Annotated in this window: 14 protein-coding genes and 1 pseudogene; 7 read left to right on the top strand and 8 right to left on the bottom strand. The window is 59.6% G+C overall.

Features of this window, described 5'->3' with window-relative positions; genetic code table 11:
* Entirely contained in the window at positions 1-1,062 is a 1,062-nt protein-coding gene (locus RCH10_RS21740) for a malate/lactate/ureidoglycolate dehydrogenase (protein ID WP_409054003.1), read from the top strand.
* 72 nt (positions 1,063-1,134) lie between these two features.
* Here the strand turns inward: RCH10_RS21740 and slmA are convergent, their stop codons facing one another.
* The 3 genes from slmA to RCH10_RS21755 all read right to left on the bottom strand — a co-directional run bounded on the left by slmA (position 1,135) and on the right by RCH10_RS21755 (position 4,004).
* On the bottom strand, positions 1,135-1,800 hold the full coding sequence (gene slmA / locus RCH10_RS21745; protein WP_409054004.1) for a nucleoid occlusion factor SlmA: 666 nt from the start codon (positions 1,798-1,800) through the stop codon (positions 1,135-1,137).
* Positions 1,801-1,923: 123 nt separating this feature from the next.
* On the bottom strand, positions 1,924-2,817 hold the full coding sequence (gene argB, locus RCH10_RS21750; protein WP_323500102.1) for an acetylglutamate kinase: 894 nt from the start codon (positions 2,815-2,817) through the stop codon (positions 1,924-1,926).
* Positions 2,818-2,909: 92 nt separating this feature from the next.
* Complete coding sequence (locus tag RCH10_RS21755; protein ID WP_409054005.1) at positions 2,910-4,004, bottom strand: glycosyltransferase family 4 protein; 1,095 nt, start codon at positions 4,002-4,004, stop codon at positions 2,910-2,912.
* Between the two features lie 72 nt (positions 4,005-4,076).
* On the opposite strand from RCH10_RS21755, the gene RCH10_RS21760 reads away from it, so the two are divergent.
* Complete coding sequence (locus RCH10_RS21760) at positions 4,077-4,826, top strand: glycosyltransferase family 2 protein (RefSeq protein WP_409054006.1); 750 nt, start codon at positions 4,077-4,079, stop codon at positions 4,824-4,826.
* Here RCH10_RS21760 and RCH10_RS21765 read toward each other — a convergent pair.
* From RCH10_RS21765 to RCH10_RS21775, 3 genes are read right to left on the bottom strand one after another with little or no spacing between them, the layout of a single operon-like run.
* Entirely contained in the window at positions 4,823-5,815 is a 993-nt protein-coding gene (locus tag RCH10_RS21765) for a glycosyltransferase family 2 protein (protein ID WP_409054007.1), read from the bottom strand. The two genes, RCH10_RS21760 and RCH10_RS21765, sit on opposite strands and share 4 nt — an antisense overlap.
* Positions 5,816-5,817: 2 nt before the next feature.
* Positions 5,818-7,683 (bottom strand): glycosyltransferase family 2 protein, encoded by a 1,866-nt coding sequence (locus RCH10_RS21770; protein ID WP_409054008.1) that lies wholly within the window; start codon positions 7,681-7,683, stop codon positions 5,818-5,820.
* Positions 7,684-7,686: 3 nt separating this feature from the next.
* A complete protein-coding gene (locus RCH10_RS21775) occupies positions 7,687-9,708 on the bottom strand; it encodes an acyltransferase family protein (RefSeq protein ID WP_409054009.1) in 2,022 nt (673 codons plus the stop codon).
* A 131-nt stretch (positions 9,709-9,839) separates the two neighbouring features.
* Here RCH10_RS21775 and RCH10_RS21780 point away from each other — a divergent pair, with 131 nt between their 5' ends.
* The 4 genes from RCH10_RS21780 to RCH10_RS21795 are packed head-to-tail and all read left to right on the top strand — an operon-like array spanning position 9,840 to position 15,997.
* Positions 9,840-11,258 (top strand): mannose-1-phosphate guanylyltransferase/mannose-6-phosphate isomerase, encoded by a 1,419-nt coding sequence (locus RCH10_RS21780; RefSeq protein WP_409054010.1) that lies wholly within the window; start codon positions 9,840-9,842, stop codon positions 11,256-11,258.
* Positions 11,255-12,058, top strand: a complete 804-nt coding sequence (locus RCH10_RS21785) for an ABC transporter permease (protein WP_409054011.1) — start codon at positions 11,255-11,257, stop codon at positions 12,056-12,058. The genes RCH10_RS21780 and RCH10_RS21785 overlap by 4 nt, the downstream gene beginning before the upstream one ends.
* A gap of 3 nt (positions 12,059-12,061) precedes the next feature.
* Entirely contained in the window at positions 12,062-12,763 is a 702-nt protein-coding gene (locus RCH10_RS21790) for an ABC transporter ATP-binding protein (protein WP_409054012.1), read from the top strand.
* Positions 12,764-12,805: 42 nt separating this feature from the next.
* Positions 12,806-15,997 (top strand): glycosyltransferase, encoded by a 3,192-nt coding sequence (locus tag RCH10_RS21795; protein WP_409054013.1) that lies wholly within the window; start codon positions 12,806-12,808, stop codon positions 15,995-15,997.
* A gap of 32 nt (positions 15,998-16,029) precedes the next feature.
* Here RCH10_RS21795 and RCH10_RS21800 read toward each other — a convergent pair.
* Together RCH10_RS21800 and RCH10_RS21805 are read right to left on the bottom strand one after the other, a co-directional pair.
* Positions 16,030-16,911: pseudogene (locus tag RCH10_RS21800) on the bottom strand (GDP-L-fucose synthase family protein).
* Between the two features lie 162 nt (positions 16,912-17,073).
* The gene (locus RCH10_RS21805) at positions 17,074-17,322 is read right to left on the bottom strand and encodes a hypothetical protein (protein ID WP_409054014.1); all 249 of its coding nucleotides are present in this window, start codon (positions 17,320-17,322) and stop codon (positions 17,074-17,076) included.
* Positions 17,323-17,325: 3 nt separating this feature from the next.
* Between RCH10_RS21805 and gmd the strand changes: the two genes are divergently transcribed.
* Positions 17,326-18,363, top strand: coding sequence for a GDP-mannose 4,6-dehydratase (gene gmd / locus RCH10_RS21810; RefSeq protein ID WP_409054015.1), 1,038 nt, complete (start codon positions 17,326-17,328; stop codon positions 18,361-18,363).
* Positions 18,364-18,538: the final 175 nt, after the last annotated feature.

Below are 18,538 nucleotides of genomic sequence, written 5' to 3' on the forward strand. Positions count from 1 at the left end.
ATGTCGCACACGCTCGACGCATCGTTTCTTCGCACGCAGGTCACCGGCATTCTGGTGGCGGCGGGCAGCGCTCCGGCCGAAGCCGATCAGGTCGCAGCCAACCTCGTACTGGCCAATCTGAGCGGCCACGATTCGCATGGCGTCGGCATGCTGCCGCGCTATGTCGACGCCATCGCCGAGGGCGGCCTGACACCCAACGCATCGGTGAAGATCAACCTCGACATCGGCACGATGATGGCGCTCGACGGGCAACGTGGCTTCGGGCAGATCGTCGGGGTGCAGGCCATCGAACTCGGCATCGCGCGCGCCAAACAGCACGGCAGTTGCATCTTCACGCTGTCGAGCGCGCACCACCTCGGCCGTATCGGGCACTTCGCCGAGATGGCGACGGCGCAGGGCCTTGTGGCACTTCATTTCGTCAATGTGCTGTCGCGGCCGGTGGTGGCGCCGTGGGGCGGCGGCGACGGACGCTTCGGCACTAACCCGTGCTGCATCGGCGTGCCGCTGGCCGGTGCCGAACCCTTTCTGCTCGACTTCGCGACCAGTCGTGTCGCGCAAGGAAAGATGCGCGTGGCGCACAACAAGGGCGAACAGGTGCCCGACGGCTACCTCATCGACGAACACGGCGCGCCGACCAACGACCCCGGCGTGGTTGTGGTGCCGCAGAGCAACGGCCTGTTCGGCGCGCTCATGACCTTCGGCGAGCACAAGGGCTACGGCATGGCGATCGCGTGCGAGCTGCTCGGCGGCGCGCTCACCGGCGGCGGTACCTGGCATCGCCCGGCCGACACCGCGCCTAGCGTGTTCAACGGCATGCTGACGGTGCTGATCGACCCGGCCAAGCTGGGCACGCAAGCAAGCTTCGAGAACGAAGCGCGCGAGTTCGTCGAGTGGCTGCGCCAGAGCCCGCCGGGCGCCGGCTTCGATGCGGTGCAGATTGCCGGCGAGCCCGAGCGACGTGCGCGCATCGAGCGCGAGCGTGACGGTATCTGGCTGGACGATGCGACCTGGGGCGAGATCGTGGCGGCAGGCGCCAAGGTCGGGGTGACGGTCAGCGCCTGACACGACAGCGAGGCGCGACGGCGCGCTTCAGTCGGGCTGTCGGTATGCGCCGACATCCCGGTATGTTTCGGCTCAGACCATCAACGCGACCGTCGCATCGAGGTGCTCCGACGGCAGCCGCCGGAAGCCCGAGCGCGCGAAGCGCTGCAGCCGTCCGACTGCGAACGACGTGAGCGCCGAGGCACGCACTTGTGCATCGACCGACGGTGTGGCCGAGCCCTCGGCCGATGCCGCACCACGCAGCGCCTGGCGCAGGCTGGCTTCAATCTTGTCGAAGAACTGATTCATGCGCTGTTGCAAACGCTCATTCTCGTAGACCAGTGCATCGCCCACCATGACGCGCGTCATGCCCGGATTTTTTTCAGCGAACTGCACGAGCAGCGAGACGATCCGTACCGCCTGCTCCCGCCCCGGCGCATCGCGTTCGGTGATCTGGTTGACCAGTGTGAAGATGCTCTGCTCGATGAAATCGATGAGCCCTTCAAACATCTGCGCCTTGCTGGCGAAGTGCCGGTACAGCGCCGCCTCGCTCACATCGAGCCGCGCCGCCAATGCCGCCGTGGTGACGCGCTCGGCACCGGGCTGCTCCAGCATGGCACCGAGGGCCTGCAGGATCTGCACGCGACGCTCGCCCGGTTTCGGTCGCTTGCGCACGACCGGGGCAGCCGGAAGAACCGGTGCAGCGATCAGTTCGGCCGCAGATTCGGAACCGCTTTCAGTCATCTCTTCGTGGGGCATGGCGCGTGTGCAAAGATGTAAGAAAATGATTCTCGCACAACCTCACAACAGCTCGTTAGTGAGTGCGCGCCAACCGGGCAACACGCGTCGTGAAGTGCTGCACAAAAAGTCAGGGCGCACCGATCATCGGGCCCTGATCATCGTGCCGTAAGCCTGGTCGGTCAGGATCTCCAGCAGCATCGCGTGTGGCACCCGGCCGTCGATGATGTGAACGGCGTTCACGCCGCTCTTGGCGGCGTCGAGCGCGCCTTCGATCTTCGGCAACATGCCGCCGGAGATGGTGCCGTCGGCGAACAGGTCGTCGATCTCGCGGGCACTCAGGTTGGTGAGCAGATTGCCCGCCTTGTCGAGCACGCCGGGTGTGTTGGTGAGCAGCATCAACTTCTCCGCCTTGAGCACGGTCGCGAGCTTGCCGGCCACCACGTCTGCGTTGATGTTGTAGCTCTCGTTTTCTTCGCCAAAACCGATCGGGCTGATGACCGGAATGAACGCGTCGTCTTGCAGCGCCTTGACCACGCTCGGATCGATCGAGACGATTTCGCCGACCTGGCCCACGTCGTGATGCACGTTGGGGTCATTGCGGTCGACCAGCTTGAGCTTTTGTGCACGAATCAAGCCGCCGTCGCGTCCGGTCAGCCCGACCGCCTTGCCGCCGGCCTGGTTGATCAGGCCGACGATGTCTTGCTGCACTTCACCGGCGAGCACCCATTCGACGACTTCCATCGTCTCCGCGTCGGTCACGCGCATGCCCTGGATGAAGCTGCCCTTCTTGCCAAGTTTGTTGAGCGCCGCCTCGATCTGCGGACCGCCGCCGTGCACCACCACCGGGTTCATGCCGACCAGCTTCAGCAGCACCACGTCTTCGGCGAAGTCGGCCTGCAGGGCTGGATCGGTCATCGCATTGCCGCCGTACTTGATGACGATGGTCTTGCCGTGGAACTTGCGGATATAGGGCAAGGCCTGCGCCAGGATTTCGGCTTTGTCGCGGGGAGGAATGTTCAGGACGGGGTCGGTCATGGTGTCCACGTGGTGATGGGTTTTCGTGAAATTCGGCGGAAGAAGCCGGCGGAATTGTGCGTCAGCGAATCGAGGTCGTGGAGACCATGCGGTCAGGGCCGCAGCCAGCGCGGCACCTTGAAGCGCACGATCATCAGGTAAGCCGCCACGTAGGTCGCGACGAACAGCGCGCAAAAAACGACCAGCACCCAGGTGCGGTTCCAGAACAGCACTGCCGGAACGACGGTTGCCGCAGCAAAGATCCAGAGATAGGGCGAGGTGCGGTTGTTGCGCGCCAGCAGCTGGCGCGCCTCGTCGTCGGCGAAGGCAACGCGCACGATGCGCCGGAAAATCAACTGGTGAAAGTGCAGCGCATCGGCCATGCCGGGCGACTGGCCCCGCGCCAGCTTGCGGTAGATCGAGAACATCGTTTCCCACACCGGGTAGATCAGCAGCAGCATGGGGAACCACGGCGACACCGTCGGGTGCCGCTGCACCAGCGACACGCACGCCACCGCGATGACCATGCCCCACACGTAAGCACCGCCGTCGCCGGCAAAGATCTTGCCGCGCGGGTAGTTCCAGATCAGGAAGCCGAGCGTGGCACCCATCAAGCAGATCACCATCGCCGCCAGTTGCCTGTCGCCCACCTGCAGTGCGACGTGCGAGATGGCGAGGCACACCAGCACCGCCACCGTGCCCGCGAGGCCGTTGTAGCCATCGATGATGTTGAAAGCGTGCGGCAGGCCGCCGATGGCGATGGCCGCGAACAGCACTGCCATGTAAGGCCACGCGACCAGCGCCCGATCGACCACCTCGACGCCCGTGCGCGAAACGCCGAGCCCCAGTACCCAGCACAGCAGCAGCGCCGAGCCGATGGTGAGCCCCAGCCGGTAGCGCACCGACACGCGTTGGGTCACGTCTTCGGCGATGCCGCCGAGGACGGCCGGCGTCATGCACGTCAGTGCGACAGCGGCGGCTTTAAAGGGCCAATAGACGTTGAAGACGTCGGTGCCGAGGCCCGCCACGAGCCACGCCGTACCCATGCCGAGCATGATTCCCGCCCCCCCGAGGCGCGGCACGTGGCCTTTGTGAAACCGCTGCGGCATGTCGGCGGCGTAGAGCCGTGCGTGGCGGCGCGCCCGGCGCATGAAGACCTGCACGGCGAACGCGGAGACGAGAAAACTGATGACGATCAGGGCAATCATTGATAGTGCGGCATGACTAGGAGTGCACCGGGAGAGGACCCTAGAATTCCCGAGCGAAATTAGACCATGCCGATGTCCCCTCCTCACGCCCCAGCCATCACCGTTTCGATCGTCAGTCATGGCCAGCTGGCATTGATTGAACCGCTGCTCGATCAGCTGGCGCGCTACAGCAGCGCCGTCGTTGCCAAGGTCGTGCTCACCATCAATGTCCCCGAGCCCGACATCCTGGCGGGCCGCACCTGGGCCTTTCCGGTCGAGCGGATCGAGAACAAGACGCCAATGGGCTTCGGCGCCAATCACAACCAGGCGTTCACGCGTTGCACGACGCCTTGGTTCCTGGTGCTCAACCCGGACATCCGTTTCGACAGCGACGTGCTCACGCCACTGCTGGCCCAGGCCGCGCCGACCAGTGGGCTGTTGACGCCGCGCATTCTCGAGCCCGGCAAATCGGTGCCCGAGCAACATCGAGCCACCATCACGCCGCGCGAAATTCTGACGCGGCGCAAAGCTGGCTACGTGCGGCCGCAGGTGCCGGCGTGGATTCCTGGTCTGTTCATGCTGTTTCGCGGCGAGGCCTACGCGGCCATCGACGGTTTCGACGAGCGGTTCTTCATGTACGGCGAAGACTTCGACATCTGCGCGCGCATTCAACTGGCCGGATGGCAACTTCAGGTCGGTGAAAACCTCGTAGCGCGCCACGATGCGCAGCGGGCGAGCCATGCCAAGGCGAAGCATCTGTACTGGCACGTGACCAGCTTGCTGAAGGTGTGGGCTTCGGCGACCTTCTGGCGCTATCGACAGCTCGAAGGCAACAAGACCTAGCCGCGTTCCAGCAAGTCCTGTGCGACGGATTGCAGGCCGCGGTCGAAACGTTCGTAGCGGCCGCGCAAGGCTTCGGTGAGCACCGATGGAATGCGCGCAAGGCGGTTGGCCGGCAGGTCGGCTCTGAAGCGCTGGTGCGCTACCTTGCCGAGTTGCGCTTGCAGATGTGCGCTGGGCACCGCGTCACCTAGCGAAGTCAACCGTCGCAACAGCGCTTCCGCCCGGCCCAAACGCTTTTGATGCTTGTCACCGCGTGGCGCGACCGCCTTCGCGATCTTGTCCGCCAGCGTCGGCTTACGCACGCCGATCTGGTTGGACGCGTGCTGGCGATAGTCGATCAGCGGCTCGATCAAAACGTCCATCTGACCCGTCGCCGATGCGATGGCCGCCAGCCATTCGTCGTGCACCCATTCGGCGGGGAATGGCAGCGCTGCGCCGAGCAGCGAGCGACGAAACACCGTTGTCGCTCCCGTCACCAGATTGCGACGCAAGAAGATTTCGAAGGCCGCACCGGCCTGGATGGCGGCCAGCTCGGACGGCTTGACTTCGAGTGCGTGGAACAAGGTTGAACCCAGCGGCGCCAGGGCGTCGTCGACGAGGCGGGCATCCGAATGCAGCAGCAGCAAATCGGCGCGTTGGCGAAATGGCGAGACCATGCGCGCCAGTCGGCCGGCATGCCAGACATCGTCTTGATCGCACAGCGCGATCAACGGGCAACGCGTGGCCTCGATCGCTTGCTCGAAGTTGCGGGTCACACCGAGCGGCGGGTCGTTTCGCAGCACGGTGAGGTCGATGACGCTGGCCATGCCGCAGCGTGTGATCGTCTCCTGCACGATCGCGACGGTGTTGTCGGTCGATGCGTCGTCGGAGACAACGATTTCACGCGGCATCAGATCCTGAGCGCAGATGCTTTCGACCTGCGCTGCGACGTAGCGCGCGCCGTTGCGTGTGCAGAGCGCGACGGAGACGTCCAGGTCTGCAACTTCCATCGTCAGATCCGCTCGACTCTGGGCGGCCATGCGTAGCTGAAGTCCTCGGCGTCGAGCGTCAGGTTCGGGCTGTAAGCCGGGTCGTTCGCGATCACATCCGCCCAGCGGCTCTTCATGTACGCGATCTCGCGCTCGAAACGCTTTCGCTTGTCGGGCGCCATGTCGTCGCCGCGCGTGGCAGATTCGTGATGCATCAACTCCGCATACGGCGTCCACACATTTCGATAGCCCGCTTCGCGCAGCCGCAGACAGAAGTCGATGTCGTTGAAAGCGACCGCCAAGTTGACTTCGTCGAGTCCACCGACCTTTTCATAGGTGGACTTGCGCACAACCATGCAAGCGGCAGTGATCGCGGAGAAAGACTGCATCAATGCAGCACGACCGGCATAGCCGTTCAAGCCGCGCGGCAGCCCCTTGTGCCCATGCGAGGCCATGCCCATGCCGAGACCCAACACAACACCGCCATGCTGCAGCGTCATGTCCGGATACCAGAGCCGCGCGCCCACCGCGCCCACGCCCGGCTGCAAGGCGATGCCTACCATCTCTGAAAGCCAGTCGGGCGTCATCACTTCGATGTCGTTGTTGACCAGCGCAATGACCTCGCCCCGGGCAATGGCGACCGCCCCGTTGTTCAGCGCTGAGTAGTTGAATGGCCGCTCGTCACGCAACACTTGCACATTCGCCCGCTCGGTCAGCTTCGCAAAATACGCAAGCGCGGCCGGGTCGTCGGACCCGTTGTCCACGATGATGATTTCGTAGCGGCCGTACGTCGTCTTCTTGTCTATCGACCGAATGCATTGGCGCATCAGGTCGAGCCCGTTGCGCGTCGGGATGATGATGGACACGAGAGGCAGCTCATCCGGCAACATATACCGCGTGCGATAGCCGAACTGCTGGTACTCGGCAACGGCTTTGACGCCGATGCGTTGGTAGTGCTCGTTCAGTGCCCGCTCGCCTGCAATAGCCGCGTAAGGCTTGGCGTTCATCGAGCGCGCGGTGCTCTCGGCGTGCACGCGCCAGTGATAGAGCACGCGCGGCACGTGCTGGACCTGCGAGGCATCGACGTGCTCCATGCAGCGCATCACCAAGTCCCAGTCTTGCGAGCCTTCGAGGCCGACGCGAAACCCTCCAACCGAACGAACCAGCTCTGTCGACAGAACGCCGAGGTGGCTGAACATGTTTTGCGAGCGAAACAGGTCGATGTTCCAGTCCGGCTTGAAGTAGGGGTCGGATCGCTGCCCGCTCTCGTCGATCTTGTCTTCGTCCGAATAGATCAGTCGCGCATCGGGATGCTTCGCGATGCAGTCGACCATCCAAAACAGCGCGTGCTCGGGCAGAAGATCGTCGTGGTCCATCAACGATATCCAGGGGCCGGTCACAAGTTCCAATGCACTGTTGGAAGCAGCGGAAATATGGCCGTTCTTCGGACGAAACACCACCTTGATGCGCGGGTCCGAGTCACGGTAGAACTCCAGGATCGACCGGACTTCCGCCGCCGTGGATGCATCGTCCGCGATGCACAGCTCCCAATGCGTATAGAGCTGCGCTCGCACCGACTCTATGGCAGCACGCAAGTGCACCGGGTTCGGGTTGTAGGTCGGCATCAATATCGAAATCAATGGCGGCGCTTGCATTGCCGCGACACGCTGCGTGATGGCCGTGCGAGTCTCGGCTGTCAGGGTGTCGTAGGTCACGACCCAGTTCGCGTAGTCGTTGGTCTTGCGCACCCGGCGCCGCAGTTCCCACACCATGCCCTGCCAGCCCGCCTTGCAGTAGACGCGCCAAGCCTGCGGCAGCTTGCTCGCCATGCGCGGGCCGTGCTGCACCCCGAGTCGAACCAGGCCGGTCAGTCGCGTAATCAAATTCATGGCTTAGTTAGACTGGGTGATCGCCGGATCGACAAAAGAGGCAAAGCGCTTGACATACGCAGCGCGCAAATGTGTGGCGTCTTTGTAAATGGGAATGCCATCCGCATCGGTGCGAAGACACTGCCCATCGGCATTGCATAGCGTCGCCATCGGATCGATGACGACCGCACCGCTCGCGACCGCGATTTGCTGCAGCCGGTCATGAATGCGCTTCTGCGAAGCCGTCAGCGTTGCCCGTGGGTCGACCCTAGGCGCGGTCAGCGTGCCGAGGCGGCTTCCGCTGATCATCGACTTGGGCTCGAAGTCATCGCCTACCGGAATGTTCAACACCAGATAGACCTTTTTGCCCGCGGACTTCAGCGATTTCAGGAAGAGCTCCAGTGAGTTGAACGAACGCTCGACGCCATCGCCGCCGCGCAGCATGTGCCGCGTCGTGCCTTCGCGAAAGTAGTAGTGGTCGGGCGCTGGTGCGTTTGCCGATGGCGGCGCTTTGCCCACATCGAAGTAGCAGGCCCAGCAACCGCCGATGACGACCGAGTCGATATCGGCACTGCGGGCGAATGTCTCCATGTGCTCGCGGCGCTCGGCACAACCGGGATCACGGTCTTCGGACAGGTGCGGGATGGCTGGGCAAGCACCGCGGGTCGCAAAGTACAGCGTGCCGAGTTGCTCCGGCGCTGTGCGCGCCAACTCAAGGGCGCGCGGGCCGTATTGCTCGATATGGCTGTCGCCCAACAGCAGCACGCGCTTGCTGCCGGCTCCGATCTTGTAGATCTCTTCGCCGCCGCGCTTGACCAGTTGCATGGTGTCGGGATAGCCCCAATCGGTGCTCGCCGAGGCGATGGCCTGCAACGTCGGATCGCTGTTCCGGGCAGGGACGAGCCGCGCAAAAATGGCCATGCCGACGACGGCCAACGTGACCATGCCGATCAGCAACCAGCGAACGGTTGCCGGGTCGTTGCTCTTGCGTATCGGCCGTTCGAGAAAACGATAGGTCAGCCATGCCAGCACGATCGCGGCCACCACTGCGCCGCCGCGGGTCGCCGCTGTCGGCCCGCCGTTCTCGACGATGCGCGCATACGCCAGCAACGGCCAGTGCCACAGATACAGCGGGTAGCTGATCAGCCCAAACCAGACGAATACACGCGAGCCGAGCACGTTGCGACCGAGCCAGGTGAGCGGCCCCGCCGAAATACAGAGGCACGCGCCCAGCACCGGCAAGATGGCCCACCAACCTGGGAAGGTCTTTTCTTTCTGGATGAAGTACAGGCCCAGGCCAATAAGTACCAGGCCCGCGAGCACACGCACTTCGGAATTGATCGCGCCGCGCGGCGTGGTGCGACGCAGTGCCGAATGGGCGAGCAAGGCGCCAGCGGCCAGCTCCCAGATGCGCGAGAGCGGCGAATAGAAGACCGCCTCGGGGTGCCGATGAATGGTCGCGACATTCAGCACGAAAGACAGCCCGGCCGCGATGCCGATCCACCACGTCAGCTTGTTCCGACCCAGGCTGGCGCGTGCGCGCCAGACCAACCCGAGAAACAGCGGCCAGAAAATATAGAACTGCTCTTCGACCGCGAGTGACCACAAATGCAGCAGCGGCTTGCTTTCCGCGGCGGTATCGAAGTAGCCCGCCTCGCTCCACAAGGCCAGGTTCGACACGAAGCCGGCACTGGCCAGCAAATGCTTGCCCAACTCCCGAAATTCATCCGACAGCAGCACATACCAGCCAACCACGCAGGTTGCCGCCATGACAGGCAGCAAGGCAGGCAAGATGCGCCGGATGCGCCGCGCGTAGAACTCGCCGTAGCTGAACCCGCTGCCGGCCAGGCTTCCGAAAATGATCGTCGAAATCAGGTAGCCTGAAATAACGAAGAAGATGTCGACGCCGATAAAGCCACCGCGCACCGCCTTCGGAAAGGCGTGATACACGACCACCGCCAACACCGCCACCGCACGCAAGCCGTCGATGTCGGGGCGGTACTTGGGATGGGCGAGGTGAGGGAGCTCTTGTTGTTGTGGCGGCATGCTGAACGCGTCGACGGGCGCATGATTATCTTCGCAACGTTGGATCCGGTTCAGCGGCTCTGCGGCGCCGCTGGAGGCGGCCGTACCTCGAGCGCCCGGTAAACTTCACCCTAACAAATCAGAGGAACAACATGCGACTGCTTTCAGTGGTGCTCTCTGGCGGCGCCGGATCCAGGCTTTGGCCGCTGTCCCGCCAGGCCTTTCCCAAGCCTTTCATGAAGCTCGGCGGCTCGACTTTGCTGCAGCAAGCCATCGAACGCGGCCAGGCCTGCGGCACGGGCGATTTGCTCATCGTGACCAACAAGGACCATTTGTTCCTCACCAAAGACGTGCTCGCCCAGATGGCCGACCCACCGTCGGCCACCCTGCTGCTCGAGCCCAAGGGCCGCAACACGGCTCCGGCCATCGCGCTCGCGGCATTGCAGTGCATCAAGAAGTTCAGTGGCGATACCGTCATGCTGGTGCTGTCGGCCGACCACCTGGTGCCGGACGTCGATGCCTTCGTCGCCAGTGCGAGCGAGGCTTTTCGCCTTGCTGAAAAGGGTGCGCTGGTCGTCTTCGGTGTAAGCCCGACGACGCCGGACACGGGCTTTGGCTACATCGAGGTCGACAAGGTTTCGCGCGACAGCCAGATGGTCAAGCGCTTCGTCGAAAAGCCCGACCTTCCGACCGCCCAGGACTACTTGGCGACCGGCCGTTATTACTGGAACAGCGGCATGTTCTGCTTTACGGCAGACGCCATCGTGGCGGCGTTCGAAAAGTGCGCCCCCGCGCTTTTGGCTGCAGCGCGCAATGCGCTCGACACCTCGACCGCGGCAGGCAACGCTGTGCAGTTCGATCTACATGCCTTTGGCTTACAGCCGGACATCAGCATCGACTACGCCGTGATGGAGCGCGCCGACAACGTGCATGTGGTGCCTGCCAAGTTCAGCTGGAGCGACGTCGGCACCTGGCCGTCGGTTGCCAGGTCGCACACCGCTGATGCCAGCGGCAACACGATTCCTTTCGATGCCATCGCCATCGACACCACTGGCACGCACGTGCAGATCGACAGCCACGGGCCGAAGATGGTGGCCGTGCTGGGGGTTCGCGATCTGGTCATCGTCGACACGCCCGATGCGCTGCTGATCACTCACAAAGACAGCGCCCAAAAAGTAAAGCAGGTCGTCGATGCGCTCAAGGCGCGCAAACACGACACCGTCAATCTGCCCGCCGTTGTGCATCGCCCATGGGGCACGTACGCTTCGCTGAAAGAAGAAGACGGCTACAAGGTCAAGCGCATCACGGTCAAGCCTGGCGAATCGCTTTCGCTGCAATACCACCATCAGCGCGCCGAGCACTGGGTCGTGGTGCAAGGCAAAGCGATCGTCCAGGTGGGCGATGTCGAGCATGAAACACTGCCTGGCCAGTACCGCTACATCCCCCTCAAAGAGAAACATCGGTTGACGAACATCGGCAAAAACGAACTCGTGCTCATCGAAGTGCAATGCGGCGGCTACCTCGGCGAAGACGACATCGTTCGCCTGGCAGACACTTACGGGCGCGCATGAGCCAGGCACATTCAAACCTGCATCGCAGTGCCTGGGCCGATTGGTGGGAGGGCACCCGCCGCACCGACATCTGGTGGACGCTGGCCTGGTTCGACATCGTTTTGCGCTACCGGCGCTCGATGCTCGGGCCGTTCTGGCTGACGCTCAGCATGGGCTTGATGATCGGCGGTATGGGGCCGCTGTACAGCTCGCTCTTCGGCACCGAACTGTCCAAGTTCTTCCCGTTTCTGGCGCTCGGCATCATCTTCTGGGGCTTCTTTTCCAGCATGGTGTCGGACTCCTGCAACGCCTTCATCGCCTCGGCCAACTACCTGAAGCAAGGCTACTTTCCGATCAGCCTTTTTGTCTGGCGCAGCATGTCGCGCAACCTGATCGTGTTCGCGCATCAGATCGTGCTGTACATCCCCGTCGCCATCTGGGCGGGCATTTCGCTGAAGTCTTCTGTGCTGCTCGTTATTCCGGCCTTCATCCTGCTGCTCATCAACGCACATGCCCTCGGCCTGCTGTTGGGCTTGATCTGCACCCGCTTTCGCGATGTGGCTCAAATCGTCACCAGCGTGATGCAGATGGCGATGTTTTTGACGCCAGTCTTCTGGCTTCCTGAAAGCCTGCCCGGCCGTGCAAAGTACATCCTGTGGAATCCGCTGGCTCAGATGCTCGATTTGTTGCGCGCCCCGCTGATGGGCAACGTGTCGCCCATGTACAACTGGTACGGCATCCTTGGCTGGACGGCATTTTGTGTGGCGGCGGCTGCATTGCTTTTCGCCAAATACCGTCGCCGCGTCGTTTACTGGCTCTAGTCCATGGCATCTATTTCCCTCAAAAACGTTTCCGTCAATTTCCCGATTTACGGCGCTGGTGCCAACTCTTTCAAGAAGACGCTGGCAGCTTCGGTCACTGGCGGGCGCTTCGGCAAAGAAACCGGCATTGCTGTAGTCCAGGCGCTAAGCGAGATCAACCTAGAACTCAAGAGCGGCGACCGCCTCGGGTTGATCGGGCACAACGGCGCCGGCAAATCGACGCTCTTGCGCACGCTTGCGGGCATCTACGAGCCGTCTTCGGGTGATTTCAGTCGCGTCGGGTCGGTCGCGAGCCTGATCGATCCGTCGCTCGGCATCGAAGCCGATGCAACCGGAATGGAAAACATCATGCTGCGTGGCCTGGTGATGGGCCTCAGCAAAAAGGAGGTCGACGCCCTGCTACCGGACATCTCCGAATTCAGCGGCTTGGGCGACTACCTCGACATGCCGGTTCGCACCTACTCGACCGGCATGATGATGCGCTTGGCGTTTTCGATTTCGACCAGCGTCAAAGCCGACATCCTGCTGATGGATGAATGGCTTTCGGTTGGCGATGCCGAATTCACGGAAAAAGCAGAGCAACGAATGAAAGACATGGTCGCGGGTTCGGGGATCTTGATCCTCGCCTCGCACTCGCCTGACCTTATCGCCAAAGAGTGCAATCGGGTAATTCACCTCGAGCATGGGCGGATCGTCGAACATTAGCGCCCGACGTCTTGCCTGATTTGCCCTCAATTAAAAGCTTCCATGGTTATTGAAAACGCCCTAAAAAAATCCCTACTCGCAATACCATCGATCAACGGTGGAAAGCTCTTGGAGCGCATGCTTGCAACCTTGAGAATTCCAAGTGAATTGATTGTCGTCATTGACCAGGGAAGTTCCGATGACACACAAGAAGTTTGCCGCCGGGCTGGCGTTCATGTCGAGCAGCTAGGTCGCCCGCACACCTACACGGAAGCCTGCAATATTGGTGCGGACATAGCCAAGAAGCGGGGTTGCGACTTCCTGTTCGTAGCGAATAACGATATCACTTTCACCACGGACGTGATGCGCGAATTGCTCGCTGAATTGATAGCAGACTCAGATCTGGGCATCGTGGCCCCGGCGCAAATGCTGGTTGACGAAGCTGCCTCATTCAGAAAGCTCGCGTATCGGGTTTATTGGGATCTTGAAGCACTGAGTTTCATGCATGATTTCACCCCGCCGGCTGGTAGCGCCCAACGCCTTGAATCAGACTTTTGCGAATTGACTTTTGCAGGCGTGCGAATGTCTACGATAGAACAGATTGGCTTTCTCGACAACGATTACGGCTTCTATCACGAGGACGCAGACTTCGGATTTCGCCTCAGGGACGCAGGCTTTACATGCGCCTACCTTCCAAACTCGCAAATTGAACACTGGACTAGCTCGACCGTTTCGTCGAAGCCAAGTCAGTTTAAATTAAATTATCTCAAAAAAAATAAACGGTTGTTTGAAAAAAAGTTTTTGGGGAACTACGTCGCCCATCAAAGACATAATTCAAACGAAACCAACTCATGGAACATCATAAATAAGAATTTAAATCCTTATTTGAAAAGATATGGATTGATTCGAGCCGATGCCCCGGAGCTGGCTTTTACACACCCCGGCGTTCTACCCTTCGATTTTTTATACACGGTCTGGGAAACATCTCGCCCCCCCGAGTCCTGGCTCACGTTTACCGAGCGCTATAAACTTATCCTAACAACTTCACGTTGGGGCGTCGACGTGTTGAAAGAGGCTGGTTTTAATCGCGTTCACTACGCGCCGCTTGGCGTCGAAAGCGACGTCTTTCAGCCGTGGGGACCAACGGAGCGATTTTTTGAAGGCAAAACTTTCCTCTGGTTTTCGCACAACCAGTATCGAAAGGGGCTCGATGTCATGCTCAAAGCGTGGCTGCCGTTTCATCAAGCTCATCCAAAGTGCAGACTGATTTTGATGGGTGTAGGCATCGAAGGTGTAATGCCCACTCCTGATGGCACTCGCGTATGGAGGCACTCAAGAATCTCTGAACACGACGCAGCAGGAATTTCTGTTTACGAGACGCTGTCTGCCAGGGCCGAAGAAGAGTTGGCGATGATCTATCGAAGCGTTGATTTCACTATCTGTTCGTCTCGCTCAGAGGGCTTCGGCTTTAGCGTCGCTGAATCCATGGCCGCAGGCACGCCATCGATCTTTGGCAATTTCAGCAGCACCGTCGACTTTGCGATTCCTGGCGCCCTGTTGATAAATGGTGATCCGATCAAGGCTGATTATTCTGACAAGGGCTTCGGCGACGTAGGGGGTTGGTGGGAGCCCTCTGTAGAGCATTTGACAGCTCGCTTGTTCGAAGCGAACGACATGGACGTTGGTCGCTACAGTGAGCTCTCGAAAGCCGGTGTTAGAACCATTCGAACCAAGTTCTCTTGGCGAGAAAGCAGTATGGCGATACGACGAGCGCTCATTGCGGAGGATGCGGGAAGACGTGTCGTGTCGACTAAAGGATTTGTGAACACTTTGAGAGCCGGCGTTGAAATCGATCCTCAGCAAGCAATATCGACAGATGGCCGCACGACCGGGGACGTAGCTTCGGGCTCTGTTCGTTGGAAAGGTTTGACGGCACGCGCTATACGCAGAACCGGTTTACTCTTTACGTTTTTTGCCGATCAGCTTGAGCTGCAGGGGTTAAAGCACGCCGTTTCCGCAACGTCCACACAACTCATTGGCCCTTATGTCAAGACGCGTGCGCAGTGGTTAAAGCGCAGCCTTTTGCAGGCACAGTGGTACGCAAGAAGTTCAAATAAATTACGCCATGGCGTGTTATTCATTGGCTACGCAGAAGGTGGCTTAGGACTTGGGCAGGCATTTCGCGCGAACTTGATGGCTGCCGAAGCCGCCGGACTGGCTTTTTCAGTCTATCCGTTCCAGGTTGGCATCGAGACGCGCTTGATCGGGCCCTATATGCAGTATCGTTATGACACTACTCATGCGTATGAAATTAATATCGTTGAAGTTGCGGCTGACCAGATTCCGGTGATATTTCAGACGCTAAACCCCGGGCTTTTGGAAAAGTCATACAACATCTTATGCACCTACTGGGAACTCTCGAAGGCGCCAGAAGCGTGGCGCAAATATCTGGAAGACATTGACGAGATTTGGGCACCCAATAAATTCATTGCAGATGCATTTTCCCATATCTTTTCTGGCCCCATTACTGTGATGCCGCCGGCGATGGAAGATCCAGGCGAGTTGCATGCCAGGCGTTCAGATTTTGAAATGGATGAAGACCGCTTTTATTTTATTTTCAGCTTCGACTACTATTCCTCGCCGTTCAGAAAGAACCCTCTAGGTGTGCTCGAGGCGTTCCAATGTGCTTTTCCTCATGGTGATGAGAATGTTGGTTTGGTCATCAAGTCTACCGGCGCAGCAGATCACTATCCCGATATAAAGGCAATCATGGAAACGGCAGCGTCAGACGATCCGCGCATCCGAATATTCGACAAGAACATGCCTCGGACGGAAATGTTCGGATTGATCAGCGTGTCAGACGCTTATGTCTCTTTGCATCGCGCCGAAGGTTTTGGTCTCGGCATGGCAGAGGCGATGGCCTTCGAGCGAATTGTTATCGGGACTGACTATTCTGGATGCACCGACTTTTTGACAAATGAAACGGGCTATCCAGTGCCTTATCAGTTGCGGACACTCGAGTCACATGAATATTCTTGGTCTGAAGGCCAATCCTGGGCGGAGCCCGATCAAAAGGCTGCAATCGAAATAATGCGCCTTGCTGCAACGAGCCCAGCTGACGGGAAAAGGCGCGGCAAAGCTGCACGCGCGCACGTCTTGAGCACGTACAGCCCCTCAGCGGTAGGAGAAGCAATGAACAAGCGACTGGATGTTCTGTACGCACAGCGCCAGTCGGGTGAACGGCGATCGCGCTGAGCTTGCTTCATAGTCGTTCAGTGAATGATCGGTTAACCCAGGGCATGGTTGGCGGAGTTCTGCAAGAAGTCCGCATAGGCAGTTCTCACCCCCACATCAAGCGTGGTCTGGGCCCGCCAGCCGAGGCTGTGCAAACGCGATACATCGAGTAGCTTGCGCGGCGTACCGTCTGGCTTGCTTGAATCGAACGCTAATTCGCCTTCGTAGCCGACGACTGACTTGATCAATGTCGCTAACTCCCGGATTGTGATGTCGTGGCCTACGCCGACATTGATGAGCGGCGCGACCTCAGGCTGCGTCAGGGCAGCGAACCCCGTGTCGGGCAATCCGAGCAGAAACACAATGGCCTCGCCCAAATCTGTGGAGTACATGAACTCCCTTCTTGGTGTTCCGGAACCCCAGACCACAACTGAAGGGTCGGCATTCACTTTGGCTTGATGAAAACGCCGAATCAATGTCGGCAGGATGTGCGAGTGTTCGGGGTGGTAATTGTCTCCCTCTCCGTACATGTTGGTCGGCATCAACGCTAGATGTCGTGCTTGGTATTGCCGATTGAATGACCAGCAGGATTCAACACCTGCGATTTTTGCCAATGCATATGGGCGATTCGTTGCCTCCAGAGGGCCCGTCAAAAGATTGACTTCCTTGATCGGCTGCGGGCAATCGCGCGGGTAGATGCACGACGAGCCCAGAAAGATCATTCGCTCGATGCCCGCCGCATGTGCCGCCTCGAACACACTGAGTTAAATGGCGAGGTTGCCGTGCAAAAAGTCAACCGGCAGGCTTGAGTTAGCGAGGATGCCGCCCACCTTGGCTGCGCACATCACGACTTGTTGCGGCCGATGCTCAAGGAAAAAGTTGCGGGTCGCGACGCGATCCGAGAGATCGAGTTCTGCATGCGAGCGCGTGATGATTTCGTGATGCCCAGCGGTCTTCTAAGCTTTTAACGTTGCCGTGCCGACCAAGCTGCGATGACCAGCGACAAAGATTTTCTTCATTTGGTTTTTCTGTTGTTCAGTGAAATTCAGGTATTCCATGCGCTTGTCGTGGGACGCAGCACCCCGAGCCAGCCCTCTTTATGCGGCGGCTTTAAACATCGAGCCCGTGCCGTCGGCAGTCGGACTGACTGGCTCGCGGTGCTTGCGCCATCCGAACCCGTGAGAAAGCGCCTTCGCGAAATTTTCAAGCACTTCCACTGTAGCAAAGCGGGATCGAAGTTGAACCGTCTTGATCGGCGCGTCGATCGACGGAACCGCTTTCGGTTTGCGGCAAAATTGCGGGTTCGGCAACCGTCTGGATGTTGCCGGTTCACCACGAGAGGTCATTTCATGAAGAAACGCGCGGTAGTTACGGGGATCACAGGACAAGACGGGGCATACCTTGCCGAATTGCTGCTGAGCAAGGGCTATGTTGTTTATGGCACATATCGCCGCACAAGCTCAGTGAATTTCTGGCGCATCGAAGAGTTGGGCATCCAGGACAACCCGGATCTGCACCTCATCGAATATGACCTGACGGACCTGGGCAGCTCCTTGACGCTCATGAAGGAAGCAGCGCCCGACGAGGTTTACAACTTGGCTGCCCAGAGTTTTGTGGGCGTGAGCTTTAACCAGCCCGACGCGACGGCGCAGATCACTGCCATGGGCGCACTGCATTTGCTCGAAGCCATCCGCCTGACCAACCGCGGCATTCGCTTCTACCAGGCGTCGACATCCGAGATGTTCGGCAAGGTGCAAGCCATACCTCAAGTTGAAGAGACGCCGTTTTATCCTCGCAGCCCCTATGGCGTGGCCAAGTTGTTCGCTCATTGGATGACCATCAACTACCGCGAGAGCTATGACATCTTCGGCTGCAGCGGCATCCTGTTTAATCATGAGAGCCCGCTGCGCGGACGCGAGTTTGTGACTCGCAAGATTACGGATTCAGTTGCTAAGATTCGTCTGGGGAAACTCGACGTGCTCGAGCTTGGAAACATGGGAGCGAAACGTGATTGGGGCTTTGCAAAAGAATATGTAGAGGGTATGTATCTGATGCTGCAGGCCAAAGAAGCTGATAGCTATGTACTGGCCACTAACCGCACTGAAACCGTCCGTGAATTCGTGGATATGGCTTTCAAGGCTGCGGGCTATGAGTTGAGATTCGAAGGCACAGAAGAAAACGAAGTGGGAATCGACTTGAAGTCTGGAAAGACGCTTGTTCGTGTCAACCAAAAGTTCTATCGTCCAGCGGAAGTCGACCTGTTGATTGGTAATCCAGCACGAGCTAGGGAAAAGTTGGGGTGGGCGCCAACCACAACATTGGAACAGCTCTGCTCGATGATGGTCACTGCTGATATTCGTCGAAATACAGAAGGCCACTCGTTTTGAATGCAGAAGCCGTCTCATTCGTTTTTTACATATTCCGATCTTTCTAAGCTGATTCTGTGTGGCTTCACGAATGCTTCTACGATTTTCCAAAGGCATTCAGCGCGCCCGAGCGAATTGGCGCTCGGCACATACGGCTGCGATCGACGTGATCTGGACGCAATTAAAAGAGTTCATG

It is taken from the genome of Variovorax sp. GrIS 2.14 (assembly GCF_046115955.1).
GTDB lineage: Bacteria > Pseudomonadota > Gammaproteobacteria > Burkholderiales > Burkholderiaceae_C > Variovorax.